19 protein-coding genes and 1 pseudogene are annotated in these 22,146 nt (G+C 59.6%); 9 read left to right on the top strand and 11 right to left on the bottom strand.

The window, feature by feature from the left end; genetic code table 11:
• The first annotated feature begins 51 nt into the window (after positions 1–51).
• The 6 genes from AAIH70_RS21370 (at position 52) to AAIH70_RS21345 (ending at position 6,237) form a co-directional block, all read left to right on the top strand.
• The gene (locus tag AAIH70_RS21370; protein WP_430035472.1) at positions 52–1,041 is read left to right on the top strand and encodes an aldo/keto reductase; all 990 of its coding nucleotides are present in this window, start codon (positions 52–54) and stop codon (positions 1,039–1,041) included.
• A gap of 77 nt (positions 1,042–1,118) precedes the next feature.
• Complete coding sequence (locus tag AAIH70_RS21365) at positions 1,119–2,171, top strand: multidrug effflux MFS transporter (protein ID WP_430035470.1); 1,053 nt, start codon at positions 1,119–1,121, stop codon at positions 2,169–2,171.
• A gap of 193 nt (positions 2,172–2,364) precedes the next feature.
• Entirely contained in the window at positions 2,365–3,165 is an 801-nt protein-coding gene (locus AAIH70_RS21360) for an SDR family oxidoreductase (RefSeq protein WP_132277812.1), read from the top strand.
• 52 nt (positions 3,166–3,217) lie between these two features.
• A complete protein-coding gene (locus AAIH70_RS21355) occupies positions 3,218–4,234 on the top strand; it encodes a zinc-dependent alcohol dehydrogenase family protein (RefSeq protein ID WP_132277810.1) in 1,017 nt (338 codons plus the stop codon).
• 179 nt (positions 4,235–4,413) lie between these two features.
• Positions 4,414–5,631 (top strand): (R)-mandelonitrile lyase, encoded by a 1,218-nt coding sequence (locus AAIH70_RS21350; protein WP_132277808.1) that lies wholly within the window; start codon positions 4,414–4,416, stop codon positions 5,629–5,631.
• 6 nt (positions 5,632–5,637) lie between these two features.
• A complete protein-coding gene (locus AAIH70_RS21345) occupies positions 5,638–6,237 on the top strand; it encodes a flavodoxin (RefSeq protein ID WP_132277806.1) in 600 nt (199 codons plus the stop codon).
• A gap of 307 nt (positions 6,238–6,544) precedes the next feature.
• Here AAIH70_RS21345 and AAIH70_RS21340 read toward each other — a convergent pair whose 3' ends face one another.
• The 3 genes from AAIH70_RS21340 to AAIH70_RS21330 form a co-directional block, all read right to left on the bottom strand.
• Positions 6,545–6,736 carry a sigma factor gene (locus tag AAIH70_RS21340; RefSeq protein ID WP_132277804.1) on the bottom strand — a complete coding sequence of 64 codons (192 nt, stop codon included), beginning with the start codon at positions 6,734–6,736 and terminating at the stop codon, positions 6,545–6,547.
• A gap of 242 nt (positions 6,737–6,978) precedes the next feature.
• The gene (locus AAIH70_RS21335) at positions 6,979–7,713 is read right to left on the bottom strand and encodes a sulfite exporter TauE/SafE family protein (RefSeq protein WP_132277802.1); all 735 of its coding nucleotides are present in this window, start codon (positions 7,711–7,713) and stop codon (positions 6,979–6,981) included.
• Positions 7,714–7,921: 208 nt separating this feature from the next.
• Complete coding sequence (locus tag AAIH70_RS21330) at positions 7,922–8,860, bottom strand: LysR family transcriptional regulator (protein ID WP_430035467.1); 939 nt, start codon at positions 8,858–8,860, stop codon at positions 7,922–7,924.
• A 334-nt stretch (positions 8,861–9,194) separates the two neighbouring features.
• Between AAIH70_RS21330 and AAIH70_RS21325 the strand changes: the two genes are divergently transcribed.
• Genes AAIH70_RS21325 through AAIH70_RS21315 form a run of 3 tightly spaced genes read left to right on the top strand, consistent with a single transcriptional unit; the run spans position 9,195 to position 12,842 of the window.
• Positions 9,195–10,613 carry a c-type cytochrome gene (locus AAIH70_RS21325; RefSeq protein ID WP_245519276.1) on the top strand — a complete coding sequence of 473 codons (1,419 nt, stop codon included), beginning with the start codon at positions 9,195–9,197 and terminating at the stop codon, positions 10,611–10,613.
• A 52-nt stretch (positions 10,614–10,665) separates the two neighbouring features.
• On the top strand, positions 10,666–11,193 hold the full coding sequence (locus tag AAIH70_RS21320) for a sugar dehydrogenase complex small subunit (RefSeq protein ID WP_430035465.1): 528 nt from the start codon (positions 10,666–10,668) through the stop codon (positions 11,191–11,193).
• 14 nt (positions 11,194–11,207) lie between these two features.
• Positions 11,208–12,842, top strand: coding sequence for a GMC family oxidoreductase (locus tag AAIH70_RS21315; protein WP_132277794.1), 1,635 nt, complete (start codon positions 11,208–11,210; stop codon positions 12,840–12,842).
• A 539-nt stretch (positions 12,843–13,381) separates the two neighbouring features.
• On the opposite strand, the pseudogene AAIH70_RS21310 reads toward AAIH70_RS21315, so the two are convergent.
• The 8 genes and pseudogenes from AAIH70_RS21310 to AAIH70_RS21275 form a co-directional block, all read right to left on the bottom strand.
• Positions 13,382–13,547, bottom strand: a pseudogene (locus AAIH70_RS21310) (3'-5' exonuclease); the annotation flags it as partial.
• Positions 13,548–13,746: 199 nt separating this feature from the next.
• Positions 13,747–14,652: a 5-dehydro-4-deoxyglucarate dehydratase gene (kdgD, locus tag AAIH70_RS21305; RefSeq protein ID WP_430035463.1), complete on the bottom strand. Its 906-nt coding sequence runs from the start codon at positions 14,650–14,652 to the stop codon at positions 13,747–13,749.
• A gap of 74 nt (positions 14,653–14,726) precedes the next feature.
• Positions 14,727–15,932, bottom strand: a complete 1,206-nt coding sequence (locus tag AAIH70_RS21300; protein ID WP_430035461.1) for a pyridoxal phosphate-dependent aminotransferase — start codon at positions 15,930–15,932, stop codon at positions 14,727–14,729.
• Between the two features lie 66 nt (positions 15,933–15,998).
• On the bottom strand, positions 15,999–17,636 hold the full coding sequence (locus AAIH70_RS21295; RefSeq protein WP_430035459.1) for a hydantoinase B/oxoprolinase family protein: 1,638 nt from the start codon (positions 17,634–17,636) through the stop codon (positions 15,999–16,001).
• A gap of 14 nt (positions 17,637–17,650) precedes the next feature.
• Entirely contained in the window at positions 17,651–19,741 is a 2,091-nt protein-coding gene (locus tag AAIH70_RS21290; RefSeq protein ID WP_430035457.1) for a hydantoinase/oxoprolinase family protein, read from the bottom strand.
• 183 nt (positions 19,742–19,924) lie between these two features.
• Positions 19,925–20,770: a transporter substrate-binding domain-containing protein gene (locus AAIH70_RS21285; protein WP_430035455.1), complete on the bottom strand. Its 846-nt coding sequence runs from the start codon at positions 20,768–20,770 to the stop codon at positions 19,925–19,927.
• Positions 20,771–20,811: 41 nt separating this feature from the next.
• A complete protein-coding gene (locus tag AAIH70_RS21280; RefSeq protein WP_430035453.1) occupies positions 20,812–21,462 on the bottom strand; it encodes an amino acid ABC transporter permease in 651 nt (216 codons plus the stop codon).
• 9 nt (positions 21,463–21,471) lie between these two features.
• Positions 21,472–22,140: an amino acid ABC transporter permease gene (locus tag AAIH70_RS21275; protein WP_132277780.1), complete on the bottom strand. Its 669-nt coding sequence runs from the start codon at positions 22,138–22,140 to the stop codon at positions 21,472–21,474.
• Between the last annotated feature and the right edge of the window lie 6 nt (positions 22,141–22,146).

The raw sequence follows: 22,146 nt of genomic DNA, 5'->3' as shown, positions 1-22,146 counted from the left end.
CTGAGTCTTGCTGACGTCGACCTGATCGCAACACGCGAATGGAGACTGGATATGAAAAAGCGCATCCTTGGAACCTCAGGCCTGGAAGTCTCGGCTCTTGGCTTCGGCTGCATGGGGCTGGACTTCGGCTACGCCAGCAAGCTCAGCAAGCAGGAAGGCGTCACGTTGATCCGCCAGGCGGTCGAGCGCGGCGTGACATTCTTCGACACGGCCGAGATCTACGGGCCCTTCACCAATGAAGAAATGGTGGGCGAGGCCCTCTCACCCGTGCGGGAACAGGTGTTGATCGCCACCAAGTTTGGCTTCAAATTCGAAGACGGGAAGCAGGCAGGATTGAACAGCCGCCCGGAAAACATCAGGAAGGTGGCGGACGACAGCCTCAGACGCCTCGGCGTCGAGGTGATCGACCTCTTCTACCAGCATCGCGTTGATCACAACGTCCCGATCGAGGATGTAGCTGGAGCGGTGAAGGATCTCATCGCAGCGGGTAAGGTCAGGCATTTCGGCCTTTCGGAACCGGGCGCGAATACGGTCCGCCGTGCGCATGCAGTGCAGCCCGTGACGACGCTCCAGAACGAGTATTCGCTCTGGACCCGCGGTGTGGAAACGAACGGGATCCTCGAAACCTGCGAGGAGCTCGGCATCGGTCTCGTTCCCTACAGTCCCCTTGGCAAGGGCTTCCTGACAGGTGCCATGTCGAAGGACACCAAGCTCGGCGAGGGTGATTTCCGCAATATCCTGCCGCGCTTCACACCCGAGGCGATGGAAAAGAACCAGGCACTGGTCAATCTTCTCAAGTCGATCGCAGCCGAAAAGGGCGGCACGCCGGCCCAGATCGCCCTCGCCTGGCTCCTCGCGCAGAAGCCATGGATCGTCCCGATCCCCGGCACGACCAAGCTGCACAGACTTGAGGAAAACCTCGCGTCTGTCGATGTCGAACTGACGGCAGCCGAACTCGCCCGCATCGAGCAGGCTGCTTCTGAAATCACGGTCGAGGGTGAGCGCTACCCCGAACACCTGCTGAAGACCACAGGCCTCTAATCCCTGAACATCAAGAGTGGGTGGCACCCTCGGTGCCGCCCATGTGATGCCGAAAATCCGGAAAGCCATTCACAAACATGACATCCCCAGTACAGGTCGGCTCCGAAGACGGCGTAGCCGGCACCTCTATGGAAACCGCTGGAGCACGCTGGCACGTACTTGCGCTTCTGAGCGCGTTCATGGGTTTCGCCTGGATCTCCACGGATTTCTACCTGCCGGTCATGCCTGATATGGCTGCCCAACTCGGCGCTGACGCGGGTTCGATCGAATACACGATATCTGGTTTTCTGATCGGCTTCAGCCTCGGGCAACTCTTGTGGGGGAGCGTCAGCGACAAGTATGGTCGCCGGATACCCGTCGCCATCGGTCTCGTCCTTTTCATCATCGGGTCCATCGGATGTGCCACATCCGGCTTCGTCCAGACGATCATCTTCTGGCGAATCCTTCAGGCGCTTGGCGCCTGCGCAGGTGTCGTCCTCGCGCGCGCGATGGTTCGTGACCTCTATCAAGGTCCGCGAGCGGCTCAGATGCTGTCGACACTGATCGCGGTCATGGCGATAGCGCCGCTTCTTGCCCCGATCTTGGGCGGACAGATTGCCGCCATCGGCGGATGGCGGTGGATTTTCTGGACACTCGTCGCGCTCGGTTCACTCTTGCTCGCCGGAATGTTCACGCTTCCCGAGACGCTGCCCGTCGAACGGCGACGCACCGATCCGCTTTCCAGCGCCTTCAAACGCTACGCTCAGCTTCTGCCCCATCGCAAGATCCTCGGCTACGCGGGCACCGGAGCGTTCTTTTATGCCGGCATGTACGCCTATATCGCCGGAACGCGATTCGCCTTCATTACCTATCATGGCGTTCCTTCGGAAAATTACGGACTGCTGTTCGGGGCCGGGATCGTCGCCACGAACCTGATCAATGCTCGCCTCGTCCATCGCTTCGGGATGAACCGGATCATGTTCGCCGGCACCACCATCGCGACCGTCTCCGGCCTCGTGCTTGCCGTCAATTCCTACAGTGATTTCGGCGGACTCTGGGGGCTGTTCATACCCATGCTGGTTTTCGTCTCGGCGACGGGCCTGATCGTTGCCAATTCAATCGTGGGCGCCATGGCGGACTATCCGGAGTAGGCTGGCTCCGTTTCCTCCCTCGTGGGCGCAGTCCAGTACGGAAGCGGCATGCCGGATCCGGTCTCGTAGGGGCTTTCGCCAACGGCACGCCATGGCCCATGGGCTGGGTCATAGCAAACATGGCGGTCGGATCGACCCTGTGCGCATGGCTGGTGACCGCGCTTCATTCAAAACATGAAATCGGAGAAGTCAAATGACCGGAACTCCTCTCAAAATTCTGAGTGTAGGTGCGACGGGCAGCATCGGGAGACTCGTGGTGCCCGAGGCCTTGTCGGCCGGGCATTCCGTCAGGGCACTGGTTCGCGACACGCGCAAGGGGCGAGCGCTCGGCGACAACGTCGAACTCGTGCTCGGTGACCTGAGCGAAAGCGAAAGCCTCAAGGCGGCCGTCGACGGTGTGGCTGCCATAATATTCACCCATGGCTCCGATGGAATGGGCAAGCTCGGTGCCGAGCATGTCGATTATGGCGGTGTTCAAAACATTCTGTCGGCGGTTGGATCGCGGCAGGTCGCGATCGCTCTCATGACCGCCATCGGCGTGACCAATCGAACGGGCAGCTACAATCAGACGACCGAGGCGCATGACTGGAAGCGCCGCGCCGAGCGCCTCGTACGCGCTAGTGGCCTCCCCTATACGATCATTCGCCCCGGATGGTTCGACTACAATGATCCTGATCAGCATCGGCTGGTTTTTCTGCAGGGCGACGAACGGCAGTCCTGTACACCCGCGGACGGTGTGATCTCACGCATGCAGATCGCCCAGGTCCTAGTTGGGAGCGTCACAGACACATCCGCCCACTGGAAGACGTTCGAGCTTGTCGCGGAACACGGTCCTGCCCAGGAAAGCCTGACTCCGCTGTTTTCAGACATCGACCGCGACAGGCCGGGCTCGCTGGATGCGGTCCGGGACGTCGACAACATGCCGCTCAGCGAAGAGCCCGCAAGGGTTATGTCGGATCTCGACGCCGTCCGGGCACGCAAGGCGTCCGCCTGAAACATCAAACACGATCAACCATCGAAACCTGACTATTGAAAGGACCAGAACCATGCTGGCAACAATGCTCCATGGCCCGGGCGACGTACGCTGCGAGGAGGTCACCGAGCCCAAAATCCTCAAGCCGACCGATGCCATCATTAAGCTGGCGGCATCCTGCATCTGCGGTTCGGACCTCTGGCCCTACCGTGGTGCGAACGAAGTGACATCGCCACTTGCCATGGGGCATGAATACTGCGGCGTGGTGGTCGAAATCGGCAGCGCTGTGAATACGGTTAGGCCCGGCCAGTTCGTCGTCGGCTCCTTCTGTCTGTCCGACAATACTTGCCCGCACTGCAGGTTCGGCTTCCAGTCCTCCTGCGAACAGGTCGAATTTATGACGGGTGCGCAGGCTCCGTTTGCTCGTGTGCCTTTGGCCGATGGCACACTGGTCCCCACGGCGGAAATGCCATCCGACGACCTGATCCCGAGCCTGCTGGCGACGTCCGACGTGCTTGGTACGGGATGGTATGCGGCGGATGCGGCAGGCGTGCAGGAAGGCTCCACCGCCGTCGTCGTCGGTGACGGTGCCGTCGGACTGATGGCGGTTCTTGCCGCCAAACGGATGGGTGCGGAGCGGATCATAGCCATGAGCCGCCACAAGAGCCGCCAAGATCTTGCACTGGAGTTCGGAGCAACGGACATCATTTCCGAACGCGGCGATGCGGGTGTCGCCCGCATCAAGGAACTGACCAACGGCGTGGGTGCCGCATCGGTGCTGGAATGTGTCGGCACGCAGGAATCCATGTCGCAGGCCATCAATTGCGCCCGTCCCGGCGGCAAGATCGGTTTCGTCGGCGTTCCGCATGGCGTGACCTTCGACGGCCAGCACCTGTTCTTCCAGCAGAAGAGCCTGCTGGGTGGCCCCGCCCCTGTGCGTCGTTTCCTCCCTTACCTGATGGATCTCGTCATCGATCGCGAGATCAACCCCGGCAAGGTATTCGACCTTAAGATCCCTCTTGCAGACGTCGCAGAAGGCTACAAGGCGATGGACGAACGCCGGGCGATCAAGACGCTTTTGCGCTTCTGACCTGCCTGCAGGTCATGCAGCCGATCTGGATTGCGTGACCTTTTGTTCGAATTCATGAACTGGGCGCATAGGGCCAATAGGAATTGCCCATCTAATCTCCTGGGATTGCTCCCCCATCTCTAAATGCGGCCCATCGTGCGACGCGCGATGCTGACTTGCACCACGAAGAGGATTTCTGGATGAAGAACATCGCCGCCAGTATCGCCATATCAACGCTCGCAGCCACTGGCGTGGAGGCTCAGGAAGAACGGCGGCGGATCGCGCCCCCGGCGGTCTATGATGTGGCCCCCGGCCTTGGGCACTTCACCGACAGTGTGCTATTCGGCGAAGTGTGGGAACGGGCGGAACTCCAGCCGCGTGACCGCAGCATCGTCACGGTCTCTGTCTTGGTGTCTACGGGCAAGTCCGCGCAGATCGGCAGTCATGTCCGCCGCGCGCTCGACAATGGTGTCAAGCCTTCCGAGATCGGAGAACTGATCACCCAGCTTGCCCTCTATTCCGGTTGGCCGAACGCGATTTCAGCAGTCCAGGAAGTCAAGAAGGTGTTCGACGAGCGCAAGATCGCTCCCGTGGCGAACAGCGAAGAGGCACGCATCGAGCTGGAGGCAGCAGCCGAAGCGGCACGAACGGCAAGGGTCAACACGACCGTGGCTCCAACCGTGCCGGCTCTCGCCGATCTCACCAACCGGGTCCTGTTCGGCGATCTGTGGCAGCGGCCGGACCTTTCAGCCCGTGACCGCAGCCTTGTCACCATGACTGCACTTGTCGCCATTGGCCAGCCGGAACAGCTTCCCTTCCACGCCAACCGAGCGATGGACAACGGGCTGACACAGTCGGAAGCTTCGGAAGCCATAACCCATGTCGCATTCTACGCCGGGTGGCCGCGCGCCATGTCCGCCGTTCCCGTTCTAAGAGCCGTCTTCGAAGCTCGCGCTGCGAATGCCCAGCCGACATCGACTGATACAAGCAAGGATACATCCTCCATGGATATCAAGATCACACGTGCGAACACGAACCCGGCAGCGGGTCCGGCGGACTATTTCACAGGCGATGTGGAGGTGGGCAGCCGTTTCAGCGCAGACGCTCCGGCGACTGTCAGCGGCGGCGTCGTTTCCTTCACGGTCGGCGCACGCACAGCCTGGCACACGCATCCGGTCGGCCAGACGCTTTATGTGATTTCTGGACAGGGTCTTGTTCAGAAGGTTGGTGGCCCCGTCGAGGCGATCCGGCCCGGAGACGTAGTCTGGATTCCGGCCAACGTGAAGCATTGGCATGGCGCTTCTCCGGATCAGGCGATGTCTCACTTCGCCATTTCAGAATCGGATGAGGGAAGTTCCGTCACCTGGATGGAGAAGGTGACCGACGAGGAATACGCGTCCAAGCCTGCGATAGACTGAGTCGGTATGGAACTGGAGGTCGATGACGAGCTGGACAACTGGGGAAGAAGACGCTTGCTGAAGGCATTGCCTCTAACCGCTGCGGGTCTTGCTCTGTCGGCTTCCGGCACTTCCGCGCAACCGGCGACCAGCCAATCCTCGAGGGCGCTGGTCGCATTCTACTCGCGCACGGGCAACACGGCGGTCGTTGCCCGCCAGATACGTCGTGCGCAAGACGCTACACTTTTCGAAATACAGACAAGAAACCCATATCCGGAAGATTACGAAGCGACGGTGGAGCAGGCACGCCGTGAGACGGCGCAGCGCTATCTGCCAGCCTTGGGAAACTTCGTTGCCGACCTCGGCCGCTACGACCTGATCTATCTCGGTATGCCGATCTGGGGCATGACCGCGCCTCCGGTCATCAGATCCTTCCTACGCGCGCATGATTTTTCCGGCAAGGTGGTGGTGCCGTTTATCACCCACGGAGGTTACGGAGTTGGCAATAGCCAAGAGGTTTTCCGTACCCATCTGCCTGCTGCTACTTTAAAACCTGCCTTTTCGATGGAAGCGGGCCAGGAAAGGCGGACCCTCGAACAGGTTTCCGGCTGGCTTGATCGTGGCTAGCGAGCTCGCCAAAGATAACAACGTGGCTTTAGTGAATGAATGGCCCGACGGGTCTGGAGCGGTTCAAAAACGTCTAGGCACTGATCGCAGTCGGGTGAAATTTCAGTGGTAGGAAACGACTTACGGCCGGAGTTCCGGCTGGCATTAAAGTCTTGAAGCGATGTGAACCTATGCTGCCTACTTTGCCATCATTCTTTTGTCAGACAGGCAGTCAGGTTAGCGAAGTGACGAAATGGTTCCGGTCAGCACTGCGATGGCCAAATATTCACCGCGCCGTCGCTTCGAGCGGACATGGTCGATCGTTGCGTTACGCGCATCTGGTAAGATAGGCAGCATCGCTGCCCCTCGGTTGCGTCGCCTTTTCCCACAACCGAAGGAAGATGTCATGGACGAGATCCCCGGCGGTTGCCCTGCAGCCGATGCGCCAGAAAATCTGGCGCTCAAGCCTGTCATGTTCGGCAGCATACAACTTGGCAATGTTCTCGTAAGCTATGGTCATGGGAAGAGGCTGGCTCGCTTGCACAAAAGACACCCTTGCTACAAAAGTCGTAGAAGCCTTTCAACCTCAATAGTTTAGATCAATTCTACTGCGCCAAGCACATCGCGCAAACCCTTCATTTCGCAGTGATGTTTTAGCAGTCGAATTCGCCCGTCTTTGCCCTGTTGCATATTTTTCGCCGGTTTGCACAGGTTCGTAGGAGAGCATGCTTTTGCCCCACCGTTGCGAAGATGCGACACGTCTTAAAGCAGATGGCCAAGACCGAATGCCAGAAGCCAAGCACCTGACACGAGCGTCACGACATCTATCATCGTCCTGAAATGATGATCACGAAGGCGCGCCACGAGGGGACGGATCAGGAACGTCCCTGCCATCAGTGCACCGCCGATGACGACGCCCCGCAGCATGTTTGTTACCGTCATGGCGCCGAATTCCCGGAAGCTCACGATCTTGGCGGCTTGGACGAGAAGCGACGCGGCCGCTTCCGTTGCGATGAAGGCGCCGCGTACAAGGCCGAAGGCCAGGAATGCCGGGACGCTCAGCGGACCCGTCGAAAGGAATATCCCGGCCAGGAAGCCGACCACGGCGCCGGTCAATGCCAGATGGCCGATCCCGGCGGTTGAAAATCTGGCCGTGGCCATGCGGCGGATCGGCACCAGCGCCATGATGAACAGGCCGAGCATCGCTTCCGGCCATCCCGCCGGCAGGTGGATGAGCGTATAGGCGCCGAGCGCTGCGGCCGGCATGCCGGGCAGCGTGTAGGCGAGCACCGCTTTCCAGACGATCGACCGCCACCAGGCCAGTGCGCGCGACAGATTGGCGAGAAAACCCGCCACCGCCATGATCGGGATCGCCTCGACCGCGCCGAACATCGGCACCAGAACCGGCAGAAGCAGAAGGCTGGCTCCGGTGCCAACCAATCCGCTCAGCGCACCTGCGGCCAGAGCGACGCTCAGAAGGACGAGCCATTGATCCAAAGGAATGTCCTTTTTCGATCCGCTTCAGCTGGGAAAAGCGTCGTTCAACTCGGTGATCGCCTCGTAGGTCAGCAGCGAGACGGGGCGATTGGCGACAAGGAAGAAGAGCTTGCCGTTTTCTCCAGTTCCTCCTAGGCGTTCACGGCTCCTGGAGAGACGTACCCACAACACTATGGGACCATGATAGGCCCGTAGCATCGCCTTATGTTCACCCGCAAGGCTGCGCACCGCCTCCGTCAGTTTCCGGTCGCGGAATGCGAACTGTATCGACGTAATCGAGCATATGGGCAAGCAGCGCCTGACCGTATCGAGGCAGCTGCTCGCGACTTCTGACGCAAAGATAGAGCTCCCTCTCTGCCCACGCATCCGCAATCGGCAAAATGCGGAGGTTCATCATACGGGAATAACGCATCGCAGCGGTTTCCGGAACAATACCTATTCCCACGCCGCTCTCGACAACACGGCACATTGCCTCGAAATTTTCGACACGCATCCGTATCGTTGCGCGCCGACCGAGTTCGGCCGCAAGCCGCCGCAGGAATTGCGACAAGGCCACATTTTCGTTGAGCGCGACGATCGGACAGTCAAGAATGCTCGTGTAGGCAAGCGGCCCTTCAAGTTGCGAACCCTCGGGAGCGATAACGGCCAGCCGATCCCGCACAAATGGCCAGACCTCAAGACCGGTCATGTCTGCCGACGCCGCCACGATGCCGATATCCGCTTCGCCATTCCTGAGTAGGTTGACCACTTCGAAACTTGGCTTGTCCTTGACGCTGACGACGATGTCGGGGTTATCGGTGAGAAACCGCCCGAGAATCTGCGGCATATGCTCGGACAGCATGTTCGTATTGGAAAGCAGCCTGATGCTGCCTCCGCGCCCCTCCGCAAACGCTTCGAGCTCCACTTCCAGCTTTCTGGCACCGTCAAGCACCAAACGTGCATGACGCGCGAGCATGTCGCCGGCAAGCGTTGGCCGGATGCCACGGCCAGTGCGCTCCACTAGTGGAAGCCCAAAGCTGACTTCCATCTTGCGCAGCCGCGCGCTGACCGCAGCTACGACGATATTGTTCTGCAAGGCCGCTGCGGTCAGGCTTCCGCCCTCGACGGCCGAGAGAAATATCCTGAGATCCGTGAGGTCGAATTTCATGGCTTTAAGCTTTCACAGTTGGTGAAGGCTGTTTTTACGACAAACTGACTACACAAGCTATCTTTCGCGGCGCTATGACACAAATCAAGTCGCGCCGTGACACATCGACACGCCTCAGGTTTAATCCTGAACCCGTTAAACAAGCTTTTTGTTCAAGAATTGCTTCAATACGAGTGGTATTTTCCCGATTTGCCAGCTCGGTTCGCGACGATGAAGATCGGCCCGGCGTGTGGGAGGCACGTCTGGAACCGTTATTGATTGTTCATGCTTGATGAAAGCACAGGGATATATGCCTAAGCCTCCTGTCTTGCCCGGTACTTATTTCGGGAGCACTTTGTTTGCGCCGATTTCCGCTTCAATCCGCCCCGCGGTTCTCTGTCTTTCGGCGCTGGTCGCAACGGCCGGCGCGAGCTTCGCGGATGAGACTGCCGATCTCGTGGCGCGCGGTCGTCATCTTGCGACGGCGGCCGACTGTGCCGCCTGTCACACCGCGCCGCATGGCGGCACACCCTTTGCCGGCGGCTACGGCATCGACACGCCGCTCGGCAAGATCTTTTCGACCAATATAACGCCCTCGAAAACCGACGGAATCGGCAATTACAGCGAAGAGGACTTTTCGCGTGCCGTGCGTGATGGCGTTGCCAAGGACGGCAACCACCTTTACCCGGCAATGCCCTACACCGCTTATGCCAAGATCACCGACGCCGACATGAAGGCCCTTTACGCCTATTTCATGCAGGGCGTAAATCCGGACGATCACAAGCCGCAGCAAACCGAGTTGCCCTTCCCGTTCTCGATCCGCACTTCGATGGCGGTGTGGAACCTGCTTTTCCTCGACAAGACACGTTTCGAGCCCAACCCCGCAAAATCCGCTGAATGGAATCGCGGCGCCTACCTGGCCGAGGCGCTGGAGCATTGCGGGACCTGTCACACTCCACGCAACGGTTTCATGGCGGAAGATACCGGCCAGCCGTTGGCAGGCGGCGCGATCGGCCCATGGTTTGCGCCCAATATCACCTCCGACAAGGTTGCCGGCATCGGTGGCTGGTCGGATGGTGATCTTATCCAATACCTCAAGACCGGCAATGTCGCCGGCAAGGCCCAAGCTGCGGGTCCGATGGCGGAAGCCGTTGAAAACAGCCTGCAATATCTGCCAGACGAAGACCTCAGGGCGATCGTCACCTATCTGAAGGACGTGCCGGCCGTAGCCTCAAGCGACCAGCAGGCGCGCGATACATATGGCGAGCCATCGACCGCAATCGAGGCGTCCCTGCGTGGCCTGCCGGGTCAGGCGCGGGATGAAAACGGCTATCACATTTTTAGTGGCAGTTGCGCCGCCTGCCACCAACCGGAGGGACAGGGCAACAATCATTATCCGTCGCTGTTCAACAACACCGCGACCGGCGGCGACCGCCCAGACAACCTGATTGCCACCATCCTTTATGGCCTGCATCGGACCACGGCCGAAAACGTCGCCTTCATGCCCGCTTTCGGACCTGATGCTGCTTACACCGACCGTCTTTCGGACAAGGATATCGCCGATGTCAGCAATTACGTGCTGGCCAATTACGGCAACCCGGCTGTCAAAGTGACCGCGACCGATGTCGCCCGGATCCGCGACGGCGGCGAGAAGCCACTGATCGTTAGGCTGGCACCGTTGGCAGCCCCCACCGCAATCGTCGGTGCCGTCATCGTTCTGGCGCTGGTCGTCTGGTTTGTGCTGCGTCGCCGTTCGCGTCCGCTTGCGGCCTGAACGACAACCATCGCCTTCCCCTTTCCGCATTGATCGCTCCCCGGAGATCCTAATGCCTATCGATACCAAATCAACGGCCGCCTTCGGCCAACCCGTCTCGCGCCGCGGGCTGCTGCGCACCACGGTCGCGATTGCCGGCCTGGCGCTTACCGCTGATCTTGCTGGCCCGCTTTCGGCAACCGCCGCTGACGATGGTGTGGTGTCCTTCACGCAATTGTCGGAATTCCTCACAGGCTACTCACTGGATCCGGTTCTCGGCGCCCGCTTCCTTGCTGCGCTGAAGAAACGCGACGGTGACCTCGATGCCAGCATGGATGCATTGTCCAAGCTGATTAGACAATCCGGCGTGCCGAACATGGATGGCTTTCTAGCGCTGACCGGCACCGAACCGGCGCTGACCAAAACAGCCACCAAGATCGTGTCCGCCTGGTATCTCGGCGTCGTCGGCGAACCGGAAGATGCCGAGCTAATCACCTATGCCGAATCGCTGATGTATCGCCCGACCAAGGGCCTCCTTACCATCCCGTCTTATGGTCCCGGCCCCAACGCCTGGGGACCGAAGCCAGGTAGCAAGATCTGACAGGAACAAAGACAATGGCTAACACATCCTATGATGCGGACCTGATCGTCATCGGCTCGGGCGTCATGGGCGGCATCATTGCCGCCAACCTCGCCAAGGCCGGTAAGAAGGTCATCGTTCTGGAGGCCGGTCCGCGCGTCAACCGCCGCGAGATCGTCGAGACCTATCGCAATGCGCCGGTGAAACTGTCGCTTGCCAATGCCAAGCTGCAGGGCGCCGGTTCTCCGTTCCCGAGCCTGCCGCATGCGCCGTCTACCTATGGAGATTACCTGCAATACGAGGGTCCGGTGAAATACAACACCTCCTACCTGCGGGTGGTTGGCGGCACCACCTGGCATTTTGGCTCGGCGCTGTGGCGGATGATCCCGAACGATTTCAAGATCCAGTCGCTCTACGGCCGCGGTCGTGACTGGCCGATCGGTTACGCCGATCTCGAGCAATATTACAACAAGGCTGAGCTCGAACTCGGCGTCACCGGCACCGATGGGCAGGACGAAAGCGGTCAGGGCGGCGGCCCAATGCCGCCACGCTCGATGCCCTTCCCGATGAAGCAGCTGAACTCCTCCTATATGTTCGACACGCTTTCGGAAAAGCTTCTCATTGGTGGCTTCAATCCGGTTCTGGAACCGCATGGGCGCGCCTCGCGCCCCTATGGCAACCGCCCGGTCTGCGCAGGCAACAACAATTGCAATCCGGTCTGTCCGATCGGTGCCAAATATGACGGGTCGATGCATATCGACGAGGCCGAACGCCATGGCGCCAAGCTGCTCGACAATTCGCCGGTCTACAAGATCGAGGCCGGTGACGACGGCAAAATCACGGCCATCTGGTACAAGAAGCCGGACAATTCCGAACATCGCCTGACGGCCAAATATTTCGTACTCGCCGCCTACGGCATCGAATCCGCAAAACTGCTGCTGATCTCGACTTCGGAACAATATCCGAACGGCATTGCCAACTCGTCCGATCAGGTCGGCCGCAACCTCATGGACCATACCGGTATCAGCATGAACATGCTGACCAAGGAGGACATGTGGCCGGGCGAAGGCCCGACGGAGCTTCTGGTCTATTTGAACCAGCGCGATGGCGAATTTCGCAAGGATTACCCGAGCTACAAGATCAAGGTGCGCAACACCGTACCGACCGCGCAGATGACCGAAGGTTTTCTGAAGAAGGGTATTCTCGGGTCCAAGCTGGATGAACAGATCCGCAAATATTCGGCCCGTTCGCTCAATTGGGCGATCGATTTCGAACCGCTGCCTTTGGCCGAAAACCGCGTCACGCCGTCGAAGACCAAGTTCGACGCGCTCGGCATCCCGGTTCCGGTTCTCTATTACTCGGTCACGGACTACTGGAACGCCGGCCGTGACCGCGGCCTGCAGGATCTCAACAAGATCGCCGAACTGCTGGATGCCGAAGTCCTGTCGACCGACGTGAAATGGCAAAACCGTCAACACGTCATGGGCACGACCCGCATGGGCGATGACCCGAAGGATTCGGTCGTCGACCGCGATTGCCGCACGCATGACCATCCCAACATGTTCATCGCCGGAACCAGTGTCATGCCGTCAGCGTCGTGCATGAACCCGACACTCACCGGAGCCGCTCTGAGTGTTCGGATCGCCGAGCAATTGATCCGGGAATTATAGACGTTAAGCCAATTTTGGCGTCATCCATACCCTAAATGAACAGCATCGGAGAGCCGGCCTCTGGTCACGGCGCTCTGATGCCGGTTGGAAAAATTTCGACTTGATCGGATCCACCCGAGCAACTGCGCAAGGACGCCAAGCTCTTGAAAGGATAACGGACCGCTATCCGTTCAAGCTGTCGGTGCGGTTGCTTGGCGTGGCCCTATCCTCGCAGACGAACGATCAGGGCCAAGATGGCGATGAGGATCAGTCGCAACTGGATTTCGGGATGTAGGCAGAAACGAAAAAGCCTGCGCGGGAGGAGTGCGCAGGCTTTTCGAAATCATTGGACAGCGGCTGGGAGGAGGAGTGCGACTATCCGTTCAGGCCACCCTTGGGAGGAGGAGTGGGCCGCCTGAAATACGAAGCTCTGTGGGAGGAGTTACATCGCTTCGTTGGAATTGTTATATACGATCCCTCACGCCGGGTTAGAGGCTGTGTCGCAGCCCACCTATACGCGGTGCGCAAATCTGGAAACTCGTCTGTCTAATTTCGAGCCGTTAGGCACGGAAACGGTCAAAGGCGGTCAGATACATGATGGGCGGATCTCCTTTCCGGATATCGGTAGATTTCGGTGCACAGATAGTGAAGCTCGTCGGCAAGATCGGGTTGATCCACTTCGACCCACCATGACTTCGGCCGTCCTTCCCCTCCATCCGACCACCGGCAAGCGACAGTTCATTCGCATCCGCTCATCGGATCGGCGCTTTCGAGATATTTCAATTCAGCCGTTACTGCATCTGAATATCGTTAAGTGTCTGATTAAACTTCGATATCTCTCGTCGCACCTAACCGATTTTTACATTTTCTGATTTCGAAACGTAATGGTGCTGCCATATGAAAGCACCTCATTCGGAACTGAACATCAGCGCTTATGTTTGCCGATCAGCTTTTCCATCATCGTCAGCTCTTCGGCTGACAGGTCTTGCAGCGGTGCCCTTACCGGACCAGCATCGAAGCCCTGTAGGCGAACACCGGCTTTAACCGCGGATACCGCATACCCTTTGGATCGATTGCGGATCGCCATGAACGGATAAAAGAACTCGTTCAGGATCGTTTCGCATTTCGCCCGCTCGCCAGCCCGCAGCGCCTTGTAGAATTCGATGGCGAGGCCCGGCACAAAGTTAAAGACGGCAGACGAATAGGTGGTGAAACCGGCGCCGAGATAGGCTTCAGCAAATAGTTCCGCCGTCGGCATGCCGCCGAGATAGGTCAGGCGATCGCCCATCTTGGCGGTGACCTGGCGCACCAGGCCGATATCGCCCGTACCGTCCTTGAAGCCAACGAGGTTTTCGCATTCGTCGCAGAGACGCGCCAGCGTATCGGGCTGGAGAACGGAATTGTCGCGGTTATAGACCATCACGCCCATGCCGGTCGCTTGGCAGACGGCCTTGATATGCCGGTAAAGACCTTCCTGCGGCGCATCGATCAGGTAATGCGGCAGAAGCAAGATGCCGTCACCGCCGACCTTTTCGACCGATTTTGCGATCGAGACGGCAATGTCGGTTCCGTAACCGCAGCCGGACACGATCGGCGTTTCGCCGGCGGCTTCCTTGGCAACGCGCACGATCTGAGGGATTTCCTCCGGCGACAGCGAGAAGAATTCACCCGTGCCGCCGGCTGCGAACAGCGTGGTGGCTTCGAAACCGGACAGCCAGTTGACGTGTTCGGCATAGCTTTTCGGGTTGAACTTTCCCTCGGCGTCGAAATGCGTCACCGGAAAGGATAGCAAGCCCGCGCCCAGCGCGTGTTTCAGGTCTTCGGTCTTCATGTTTCAAGCTCCTTGGCGTGCGGCAGTGATGATCGCCGCCGTTTCGATATTTGTGGCAGGATGGGAATCCCAACTCAGTCCTTCAGCGAAGCGACCATGGCGCCGAGCCGGTCGCAGGCACCTTCGAGTTCACGGTCGGATGCCGCGATCGACAGGCGGATGAAACCGGGCGCGCCGAAGGCGGCACCGGGCACGCTGGACAGGCCGAACTGCTGCAGCAGATGCGCGGCAAAGGCCGGGTCGTCGGCAAGCACCTGGCCTGTCTCCGTCTTGCGGCCGAGCAGCCGCTGAATACCGATGAAGGCGTAGAACGCACCGTCCGGTGGCGTAAAATCGACGCCGTCGATCTGCGCCAGACGATCGGCGACGATTTTAGCGCGGCCGGCAAAAGTCTGAGCGCCCTGCCCGACAAAAGCCTGGTCGCCAGTCAGCGCCGCAAGCGCCGCCGCCTGCGCAATCGTCGAGACCGAAGTGACGCTCTGCGACTGCATCTTGTTCAGTACGGCGATCAAAGCCTTGGGCCCGGCGGCGTAACCGACGCGCCAGCCGGTCATGGCATAGGCTTTCGAGACACCGTTGACGATCAGCGTGCGGTCGCGCAACTCCGGGCAGGCCTGCGCGAAGGAAACGAACGGAACGTCCTTGAGCAAAACGTGTTCATAGATCTCGTCGGAAATCACCAGAACGCGCGGATGACGGGCCAGCACTTGGCCAAGCGCCTGATATTCCGAATCAGAATAAATGGCGCCGGTCGGGTTGGACGGCGAGTTGAGCATCAGCCAGCGGGTTTTGGGCGTGATCGATGCTTCGAGCGTTGCCGCATCGATCTTGAAGCCAGCCTCGGGTCCGCAGGACACATAGACCGGATCACCGCCATGCAGCGAGACGATATCGCCATAGGATACCCAGCACGGTGTGGGGATAATCACCTCGTCGCCCGGCTCCAGCGTGGCGAGAAAAACGTCAAACAGGATCTGCTTGGCGCCATTGGCCACCATCACCTCGTCGATCTTGTATTCGAGCTGGTTTTCACGGCTGAACTTGGCGACGATCGCCTGCCGCAGGCTGTCCATGCCCGCCGCAGCACCATAGCGCACGCGTCCCTTGCGGATCGCCTCGGCGGCGGCTTCCGCCACATGTGCGGGCGGCTCGAAATCCGGCTCGCCCAAGGACAGGTCGATGATGTCGCGGCCTTCCGCGGCCAGCTTCTTTGCCGCCATTGCGATGGCCATGCTCGGCGACGACTTGATGCCGGCCGCGCGCGTGTTCTCGAACGTCATATCCATAGTTCCCGCTGAAAAAGTTTGTCGGAACCGGCGGGGTTTTCCCGCCGGCATCCGGTTTCGTCAGCCTTTCGGCGCGTAGTCAAAATCCAGATCACGCTGCGCCGCAGCTGGATCACGCTTGTCCGGCGCACCATAACCGCCGCCGCCGGGAAGCTGCAGGATCAGCCTGCGGCCGGACGGCACGTACTGGCGTCCCTTGGTCTGAAGACGCGTTCCGTCATCGAGCAGGACCGCACCGGCTGCACCGTTCTCACCACCTTCGCGGCCGCGCGGCGGATGGTCGACACGATCGAACATCGCGTTGAAATGCATCTCATGACCTTCGGTCGTGGAAATTTCCACCACCTGACCGAGACCGCCGCGGAACTGGCCGGCACCACCGGAACCATCACGCAGCTCCTTGCGCCAGAAGATCACCGGGCCGACATGCTCGGTGGCCTCGATCGACATGGAATGCACGCCGCTCGGGAAAGCCGTGGCGCTGAGGCCGTCGAGCGTCGAGCGGGCACCGGCGCCGCCGCTGTTGAACAGCAGCACCTCGGCCCGCTGGCCGCCATCGGCAGGCGCCTTGTCCCCTTGCAGCGGGCGCACGCTGACATGCAGGTTCCACAACGCCCCTGCTCCTTCCGCCGGCACCTTGCCGGGCAGCATCTTGTGCACGGCGCCGAGCACCGCGTCCGGCACGAGGTGGCCGAGCACATGGCGCACCGAAACCGGCGCCGGATGCTGGGCATTGAGGATGCAGTTTTTCGGTGCCGTTACGCGGAACGGCAGGAGCGAATAGTGGTTATTTGGAATATCGGGTGCGATCGCAACCTTCATGCCGTAGCATGCATAGGCCGCCGAATAGATGATCGGGCAATTGATGCCTTTCGGGCTCGGCGGCGAGGTACCGTCGAAATCGGCGAGGATGTGATCGCCTTCGACATCGAGACGCACGGCGATATCGATCGGTGACCCGTAGCCGTCGACGCGCATCGTATTGGAATAGGACCCCTTCGGCAGCGCGGCGATGCGTTCAATCGTGGCGTCATAACTGCGCTTGAAGATGAATTCGCCCAGAGTCTCCAGATCGGCGAGCTGGAATTCCTCCATCATGTCCATCAGGCGGCGATGGCCGATCTCGTTGCAGGCCGCCAGCGAATAGACGTCGCCGACCACCTGATGGCTTTCGCGCACGTTGTTGTGCAGGATGTTGACGAGATCCTTGTTGACCTTGCCGCGTTCCGCAAATTTCATGATCGGGACAAAAATGCCCTCTTCGTAAACTTCATTGGCATCCGGGCCAAAACCGCGGCCGCCGACATCAACCACATGTGCGGTGCAGGCAAAGTATCCGACCAGCGCACCGTTGCGGAAGCTTGGTGAAACCACCGTGAAGTCGTGAAGGTGACCTGTGCCCTTCCAGGGATCATTGGTGATGTAGACATCACCTTCAAAAATGTTCTCAGGTCCGATATCGCGGATAAAATGGCCCACTGCCTCGGCCATGGCGTTGACGTGACCCGGTGTGCCGGTAACCGCCTGGGCGATCATCAGACCACCGCGGTTGAAGACACCGGCGGAGAGGTCGCCCGATTCACGCACGCTGGTGGAAAATGCGGTGCGGATGAGGGTGACGGCCTGTTCTTCGACGACGGAGATCAGGCGGTTCCACATGATCTGCATGTGGACCTCGGAAAGTGCGTTGGTTTTCATGTCAAATCCTCCGTTCAAGCGCTTTGCTTGACGCGTATGAGCAGGCAGCCATCGGCCTGCATGATGACTTCGCGGCTGGCGGTGATGATGGTCGAGGTCTCGCGTTCGGTGATGACGGCGGGGCCGGGTACGAATTCGCCGCTCTTCATGTCGGCACGCGAAACGATCGATGCCGTCTGGAAGCTGCCTTCCTGCACATCGAAAATTTCGCGGGTGCCGCGCACTTTTGCCGCGTTCGTCTTCGCCGTCCGGCCGATCCGATCCGGCGGAGTAACCTTCGAGGTTGCTCTCAGCGACCAACTGACGATCTCGACATCGAGGCCATCGATGACGCGGCCAAAAAAGTGCTCGTACTGTTCGTCGAACAGTTTTCGGAAAAAGTCGCTATCGGCATCCGCATAATCGCGCACATCGATCGTCACCGGCACTTCCCAGCCCTGGCCGACATAACGCATGTATGCAATGCATTCGAGATCCGGGTTAGCTTCGGGCGAACCGGAGCGCACGAAGGAGATTGCCTCGGCGCTTAGCTCGGCAACCGTCTGGTTGATTGCGGCGGCATCGAAGCGGCTGAGGCGGCTATAGGCGCTGCGTACACTCTCAAAACCGAAGGGCGCCCGCAGAAAGCCGATGGCTGAACCGACACCGGCCCCCGGCGGGATCAAGAGATCTGCCATGCCGAGCTTTTCGCACAGCCGCGCGGCATGGATGGGAGCCGCGCCGCCAAACGCGATCATTGTGAACTCGGAAAGCTCCTTACCGTTTTCCACCGCATGCATACGGGCGGCATTGCTCATGTTCTCGTCGACCACTTCGCTGAGGCCATAAGCGGCCGTGGCGATATCCGTGTCGAGTTTCGATGCGAGGTCCGCATCCATGGCCTTGTCGGAAGCGGAGCGGTCGAGCTTCATCGCGCCACCGGCAAACTCGTCCGGATCGAGGCGACCAAGGATCAGGTCGGCATCCGTGACGGTCGGGTTGGCGCCACCGCGGCCGTAGCAGGCAGGCCCCGGCTCGGAGCCGGCGCTGTGCGGGCCAACACGGATCTGACGCATGCTGTCGATGGTGGCGATCGAGCCGCCACCGGCACCGATCTCGACCATCTCGATGACGGGAATGGAGATCGGCATGCCGCTGCCCTTCTTGAAGCGCCAGGTGCGGGCCACCTCGAAAGTCTTGGACGTCTTGGGTGTCTGCTTTTCAATCAGGCAGATTTTGGCGGTCGTGCCACCCATGTCATAGGAAAGCACCTGGTCGAGACCGTAGCTGCTGGCGATATGGGCCGCGAAGATGGCGCCGCCGGCCGGGCCGGATTCCAGCAGGCGTACCGGAAACTCGATGGCGCTTTCGACGCTGATGATGCCACCACCCGAATGGATCATGAAAACCGGGCAGCGCGTGCCCTCTTCGGTCAGACGACCGACGAGACGATTGAGATAGGATGCCATCAGCGGCTTGACGAAGGCATTGGCGCAGACGGTGTTGAAACGCTGGAATTCGCGCATCTGCGGCGACACTTCCGACGAGATCGATACGGAAATATCGGGTTTCTTGGCCAGAAGACGGTCGCGGACAATCTTTTCATGCGCGCCGTTGAGATAGGAATGGATGAAACCGATGGCAACGCTGTTATAATCGGCGGCGATGATCTCGTCGCACAGCGCGTCGACCTCGGCGAGATCGAGAGCTTTCAGCACCGAACCATCGGCGCCGATGCGCTCGTCAACGACGAAACGTTCGTTGCGCGGAACCAGCGGTGCCGGCAGCACGATATCGAGATCATATTGCTCGAAACGGCTTTCGGTGCGCATTTCGATGACGTCGCGAAATCCCTTGGTGGTGATGAAGGCCGTGCGGGCTCCACGGCGCTCGATCAGCGCGTTGGTGGCCAGCGTCGTGCCATGGATGATCGTATCGATCTCGGAAAGGTTCACTCCGGCCACTTCCGCAACCTCGCGAACCCCCTTGACGATCGCGTTTTCGGGATAGGAATAATCGGTCAGAACTTTGATCGAATGGAGCGTGATGCCTACCTCCATCGCAACGTCGGTGAAGGTGCCACCGATATCGACACCGACCCTGATCTGCTTGCCATCTTTCGCCATTGTCTGTCTCATGCTCCGTAAGCGAGCTATTGTTGCGCCCTGCCTGAAAATCCGGTTTTCGGCGTGCAGAGGCCTGTCCCCGCCCGCGCGAAGCGGCGGGGGCCAAAAGCTCTTCAGTTGTTGATGTTTGTGCCGTCCTGCGCGGCCGCGGCTGGTGACCGCGCAGGGCCCTGGCGCTGTTATTTACTGCTTGCCTGTGAAATCGACGCCCGGCAGCGTTGTCGGAAGTTTCGCACGATCAACGCCGATCCACTTCTTGTAGAGGGCATCCAGCGTACCGTCAGCGGTATGACGGGCTACGAAATCGTTGAGAAAATCGAGCATTTCCAGGTCACCCTTGCGAACGGCCATGCCCTGGAAATTGTCGGAAACCTTGTATTTGCGCCCGAACAGCGCGTCGTTGCCGGTCTCCTTGATGACGAGGCCATAGGTTACACTTCCCAGAATGGCATCGACCTGGCCCGATAGAAGTGCCTGAACGGTCGTGGCATCATCATCAAAGCGCTTGATCTGGGTGTCTTTCGGCGCAACCTTGACCAGCAGGGGTTCAAAAGCACTGCCGCGATTGACACCGATCACGAATTTCGAGAGATCCTCGTTCGCCTTGATATCCGCATCCGTCTTGCCCCAGACGGTGATGTCGTTCGACGAATAGGGAATGGCGTACTGGATGACCTTGGCACGCTCCTCGGTAATCGTCATCGAGGGGACGAGGAAGTCGACATTGCCGTTGACCAGCAGCGGAATGCGGTTCTGGCCGGTAATGCGCTCGAACTTGACCTCGACGCCGAGCTCTTTGGCGATCAGCTTGGCGATATCGATATCGAAGCCATCATTTTCGCCCTTCGCACCGATGAAGCCCCACGGGAACTGGTCCATCTGCACGCCGATCGTGGCGGTACCCTTGGCCTTGATTTCCTCCGGCGTCACCGCCAGTGCGGCTGTCGCAAAGGAGGTTGCGGCCAGAAGCATGGCGGCAAGACCGCCCAAAACTTTCGAGCGCGAAACGGTCAATGCTGTATTGAACATATGGTCACCTCTGGTTGGTTTTCTTGGCATGCGTTCTTGTTTTATCGCGCGGCGTTGAGGCGCCGCTCGATGCGTGCACTGCAATAGGTCAGGGGTATGCAGATGATGAAGTAGATCAGTGCGACCGCCCCGTAGACCTGCAGCGGCTGAAACGTGATGTTTGCCATCAGCTGACCGGATCGGGTCAGCTCCGTCATCCCGAGCAACGCGGCCAGCGCCGTGCCCTTGATCAGGTTGACGAGGAAGCTGATCGTCGCTGGAAGGCCGATGCGAAACGCTTGTGGCAGGACGACATCCACCATCCGGTGCATGTATCCAATGCCCAGTGCGCGGGCCGCCTCGCTTTGGCCATTTGGCACCGCCTGGATGCTGCCGCGCCAGATTTCACCCAGAAACGCGCTGGTGTGAAGCGACAAGCCGATTGTCAGCGCCACCCAGACATCCACCTTGAAACCGAGGAGAGGCAGGCCGAAATAGACGAAGAACAGTTGCACCAGCAGCGGCGTGCCCTGAAAGATCTGGATATAGGTGGCGGTCAGGATGCGCAGCCATTTCCATTTGCCGGTGCGGCCGAGTGCAACGGCAAGTCCAAGCATGCCGCCGAAAAAGAAGGCGAGAAGCGAAAGCACAACGGTCCAGCGCGCGCCTTCAAGCAGAAAGAGGAATTCTCCGGAACCAAACTGACGGATCATCGCAGTGCCTCACTTTGCCGGATAGGAGAAATAGACCCGGCCGATCATGCCGAGAGCGATTGAGAAGAACTGCGACATTGCCAGGTAGATGACGCCGAGCGTGAGATAGATCTCGAAGCTGCGGAAGGTCTGGGAATCCAGCGTCTGGGCGAAATAGGTCAGTTCCTCGGCAGAGACCGACGACATCAGGCTGGAATTCAGCATCATCAGAATGAACTGGCTGCACAAAGCCGGATAGACCGCCCTGATCGCCGGCCGGAACACGATGAACCGGTAGATATCGATCGCATGCATGCCGAGCGCCCTGCCCGCCTCGAACTGTCCTGGTCGTATCGACTGGACGCCGCCGCGCACGATCTCCGCCGCATAGGCCGCACAGTTGAGCGTCATGGCTAGGATCGCTGCCTGTTCGCCGCTCAGCCGGATGCCAAGTGCCGGCATGCCGAAGAAAACGAAGAAGACCTGCACGAGGATCGGCGTGTTGCGGATCAGCTCGATATAACCGATGGCGATGGCCCGCAGCGCCTTGTTCTTGCTCATCCGCATCATCATGAAGACGATGCCGAGGCTGAGGCCGAAGACCATCGACAGGGACGACATTCTCAGCGTGCCGATGATGCCGTCGAGAAGCGATGGCCATGCGGCAAGGACGGGGGTGAAATCGAATGTATAATTCATCAGCCG

The sequence above is a fragment of the Neorhizobium sp. BT27B genome, assembly GCF_050455485.1.
Lineage (GTDB): Bacteria > Pseudomonadota > Alphaproteobacteria > Rhizobiales > Rhizobiaceae > Neorhizobium.
Note: the sequence above shows the minus strand (reverse complement) of the source record. Positions and strands in the feature narration are given on the sequence as shown.

Excerpts from the sequence above, each read along its gene's own strand:
- AAIH70_RS21275 (WP_132277780.1), bottom strand. The coding sequence starts at position 22,140 with ATGAATTATACATTCGATTTCACCCCCGTCCTTGCCGCATGGCCATCG.
- AAIH70_RS21285 (WP_430035455.1), bottom strand. The coding sequence starts at position 20,770 with ATGTTCAATACAGCATTGACCGTTTCGCGCTCGAAAGTTTTGGGCGGT.
- AAIH70_RS21355 (WP_132277810.1), top strand. The coding sequence starts at position 3,218 with ATGCTGGCAACAATGCTCCATGGCCCGGGCGACGTACGCTGCGAGGAG.
- AAIH70_RS21350 (WP_132277808.1), top strand. The coding sequence starts at position 4,414 with ATGAAGAACATCGCCGCCAGTATCGCCATATCAACGCTCGCAGCCACT.
- AAIH70_RS21320 (WP_430035465.1), top strand. The coding sequence starts at position 10,666 with ATGCCTATCGATACCAAATCAACGGCCGCCTTCGGCCAACCCGTCTCG.
- AAIH70_RS21340 (WP_132277804.1), bottom strand. The coding sequence starts at position 6,736 with ATGACCATAGCTTACGAGAACATTGCCAAGTTGTATGCTGCCGAACAT.
- AAIH70_RS21330 (WP_430035467.1), bottom strand. The coding sequence starts at position 8,860 with ATGAAATTCGACCTCACGGATCTCAGGATATTTCTCTCGGCCGTCGAG.
- AAIH70_RS21365 (WP_430035470.1), top strand. The coding sequence starts at position 1,119 with ATGACATCCCCAGTACAGGTCGGCTCCGAAGACGGCGTAGCCGGCACC.
- kdgD (WP_430035463.1), bottom strand. The coding sequence starts at position 14,652 with ATGAAGACCGAAGACCTGAAACACGCGCTGGGCGCGGGCTTGCTATCC.
- AAIH70_RS21300 (WP_430035461.1), bottom strand. The coding sequence starts at position 15,932 with ATGACGTTCGAGAACACGCGCGCGGCCGGCATCAAGTCGTCGCCGAGC.
- AAIH70_RS21345 (WP_132277806.1), top strand. The coding sequence starts at position 5,638 with ATGGAACTGGAGGTCGATGACGAGCTGGACAACTGGGGAAGAAGACGC.
- AAIH70_RS21280 (WP_430035453.1), bottom strand. The coding sequence starts at position 21,462 with ATGATCCGTCAGTTTGGTTCCGGAGAATTCCTCTTTCTGCTTGAAGGC.
- AAIH70_RS21370 (WP_430035472.1), top strand. The coding sequence starts at position 52 with ATGAAAAAGCGCATCCTTGGAACCTCAGGCCTGGAAGTCTCGGCTCTT.
- AAIH70_RS21360 (WP_132277812.1), top strand. The coding sequence starts at position 2,365 with ATGACCGGAACTCCTCTCAAAATTCTGAGTGTAGGTGCGACGGGCAGC.
- AAIH70_RS21290 (WP_430035457.1), bottom strand. The coding sequence starts at position 19,741 with ATGGCGAAAGATGGCAAGCAGATCAGGGTCGGTGTCGATATCGGTGGC.
- AAIH70_RS21295 (WP_430035459.1), bottom strand. The coding sequence starts at position 17,636 with ATGAAAACCAACGCACTTTCCGAGGTCCACATGCAGATCATGTGGAAC.
- AAIH70_RS21315 (WP_132277794.1), top strand. The coding sequence starts at position 11,208 with ATGGCTAACACATCCTATGATGCGGACCTGATCGTCATCGGCTCGGGC.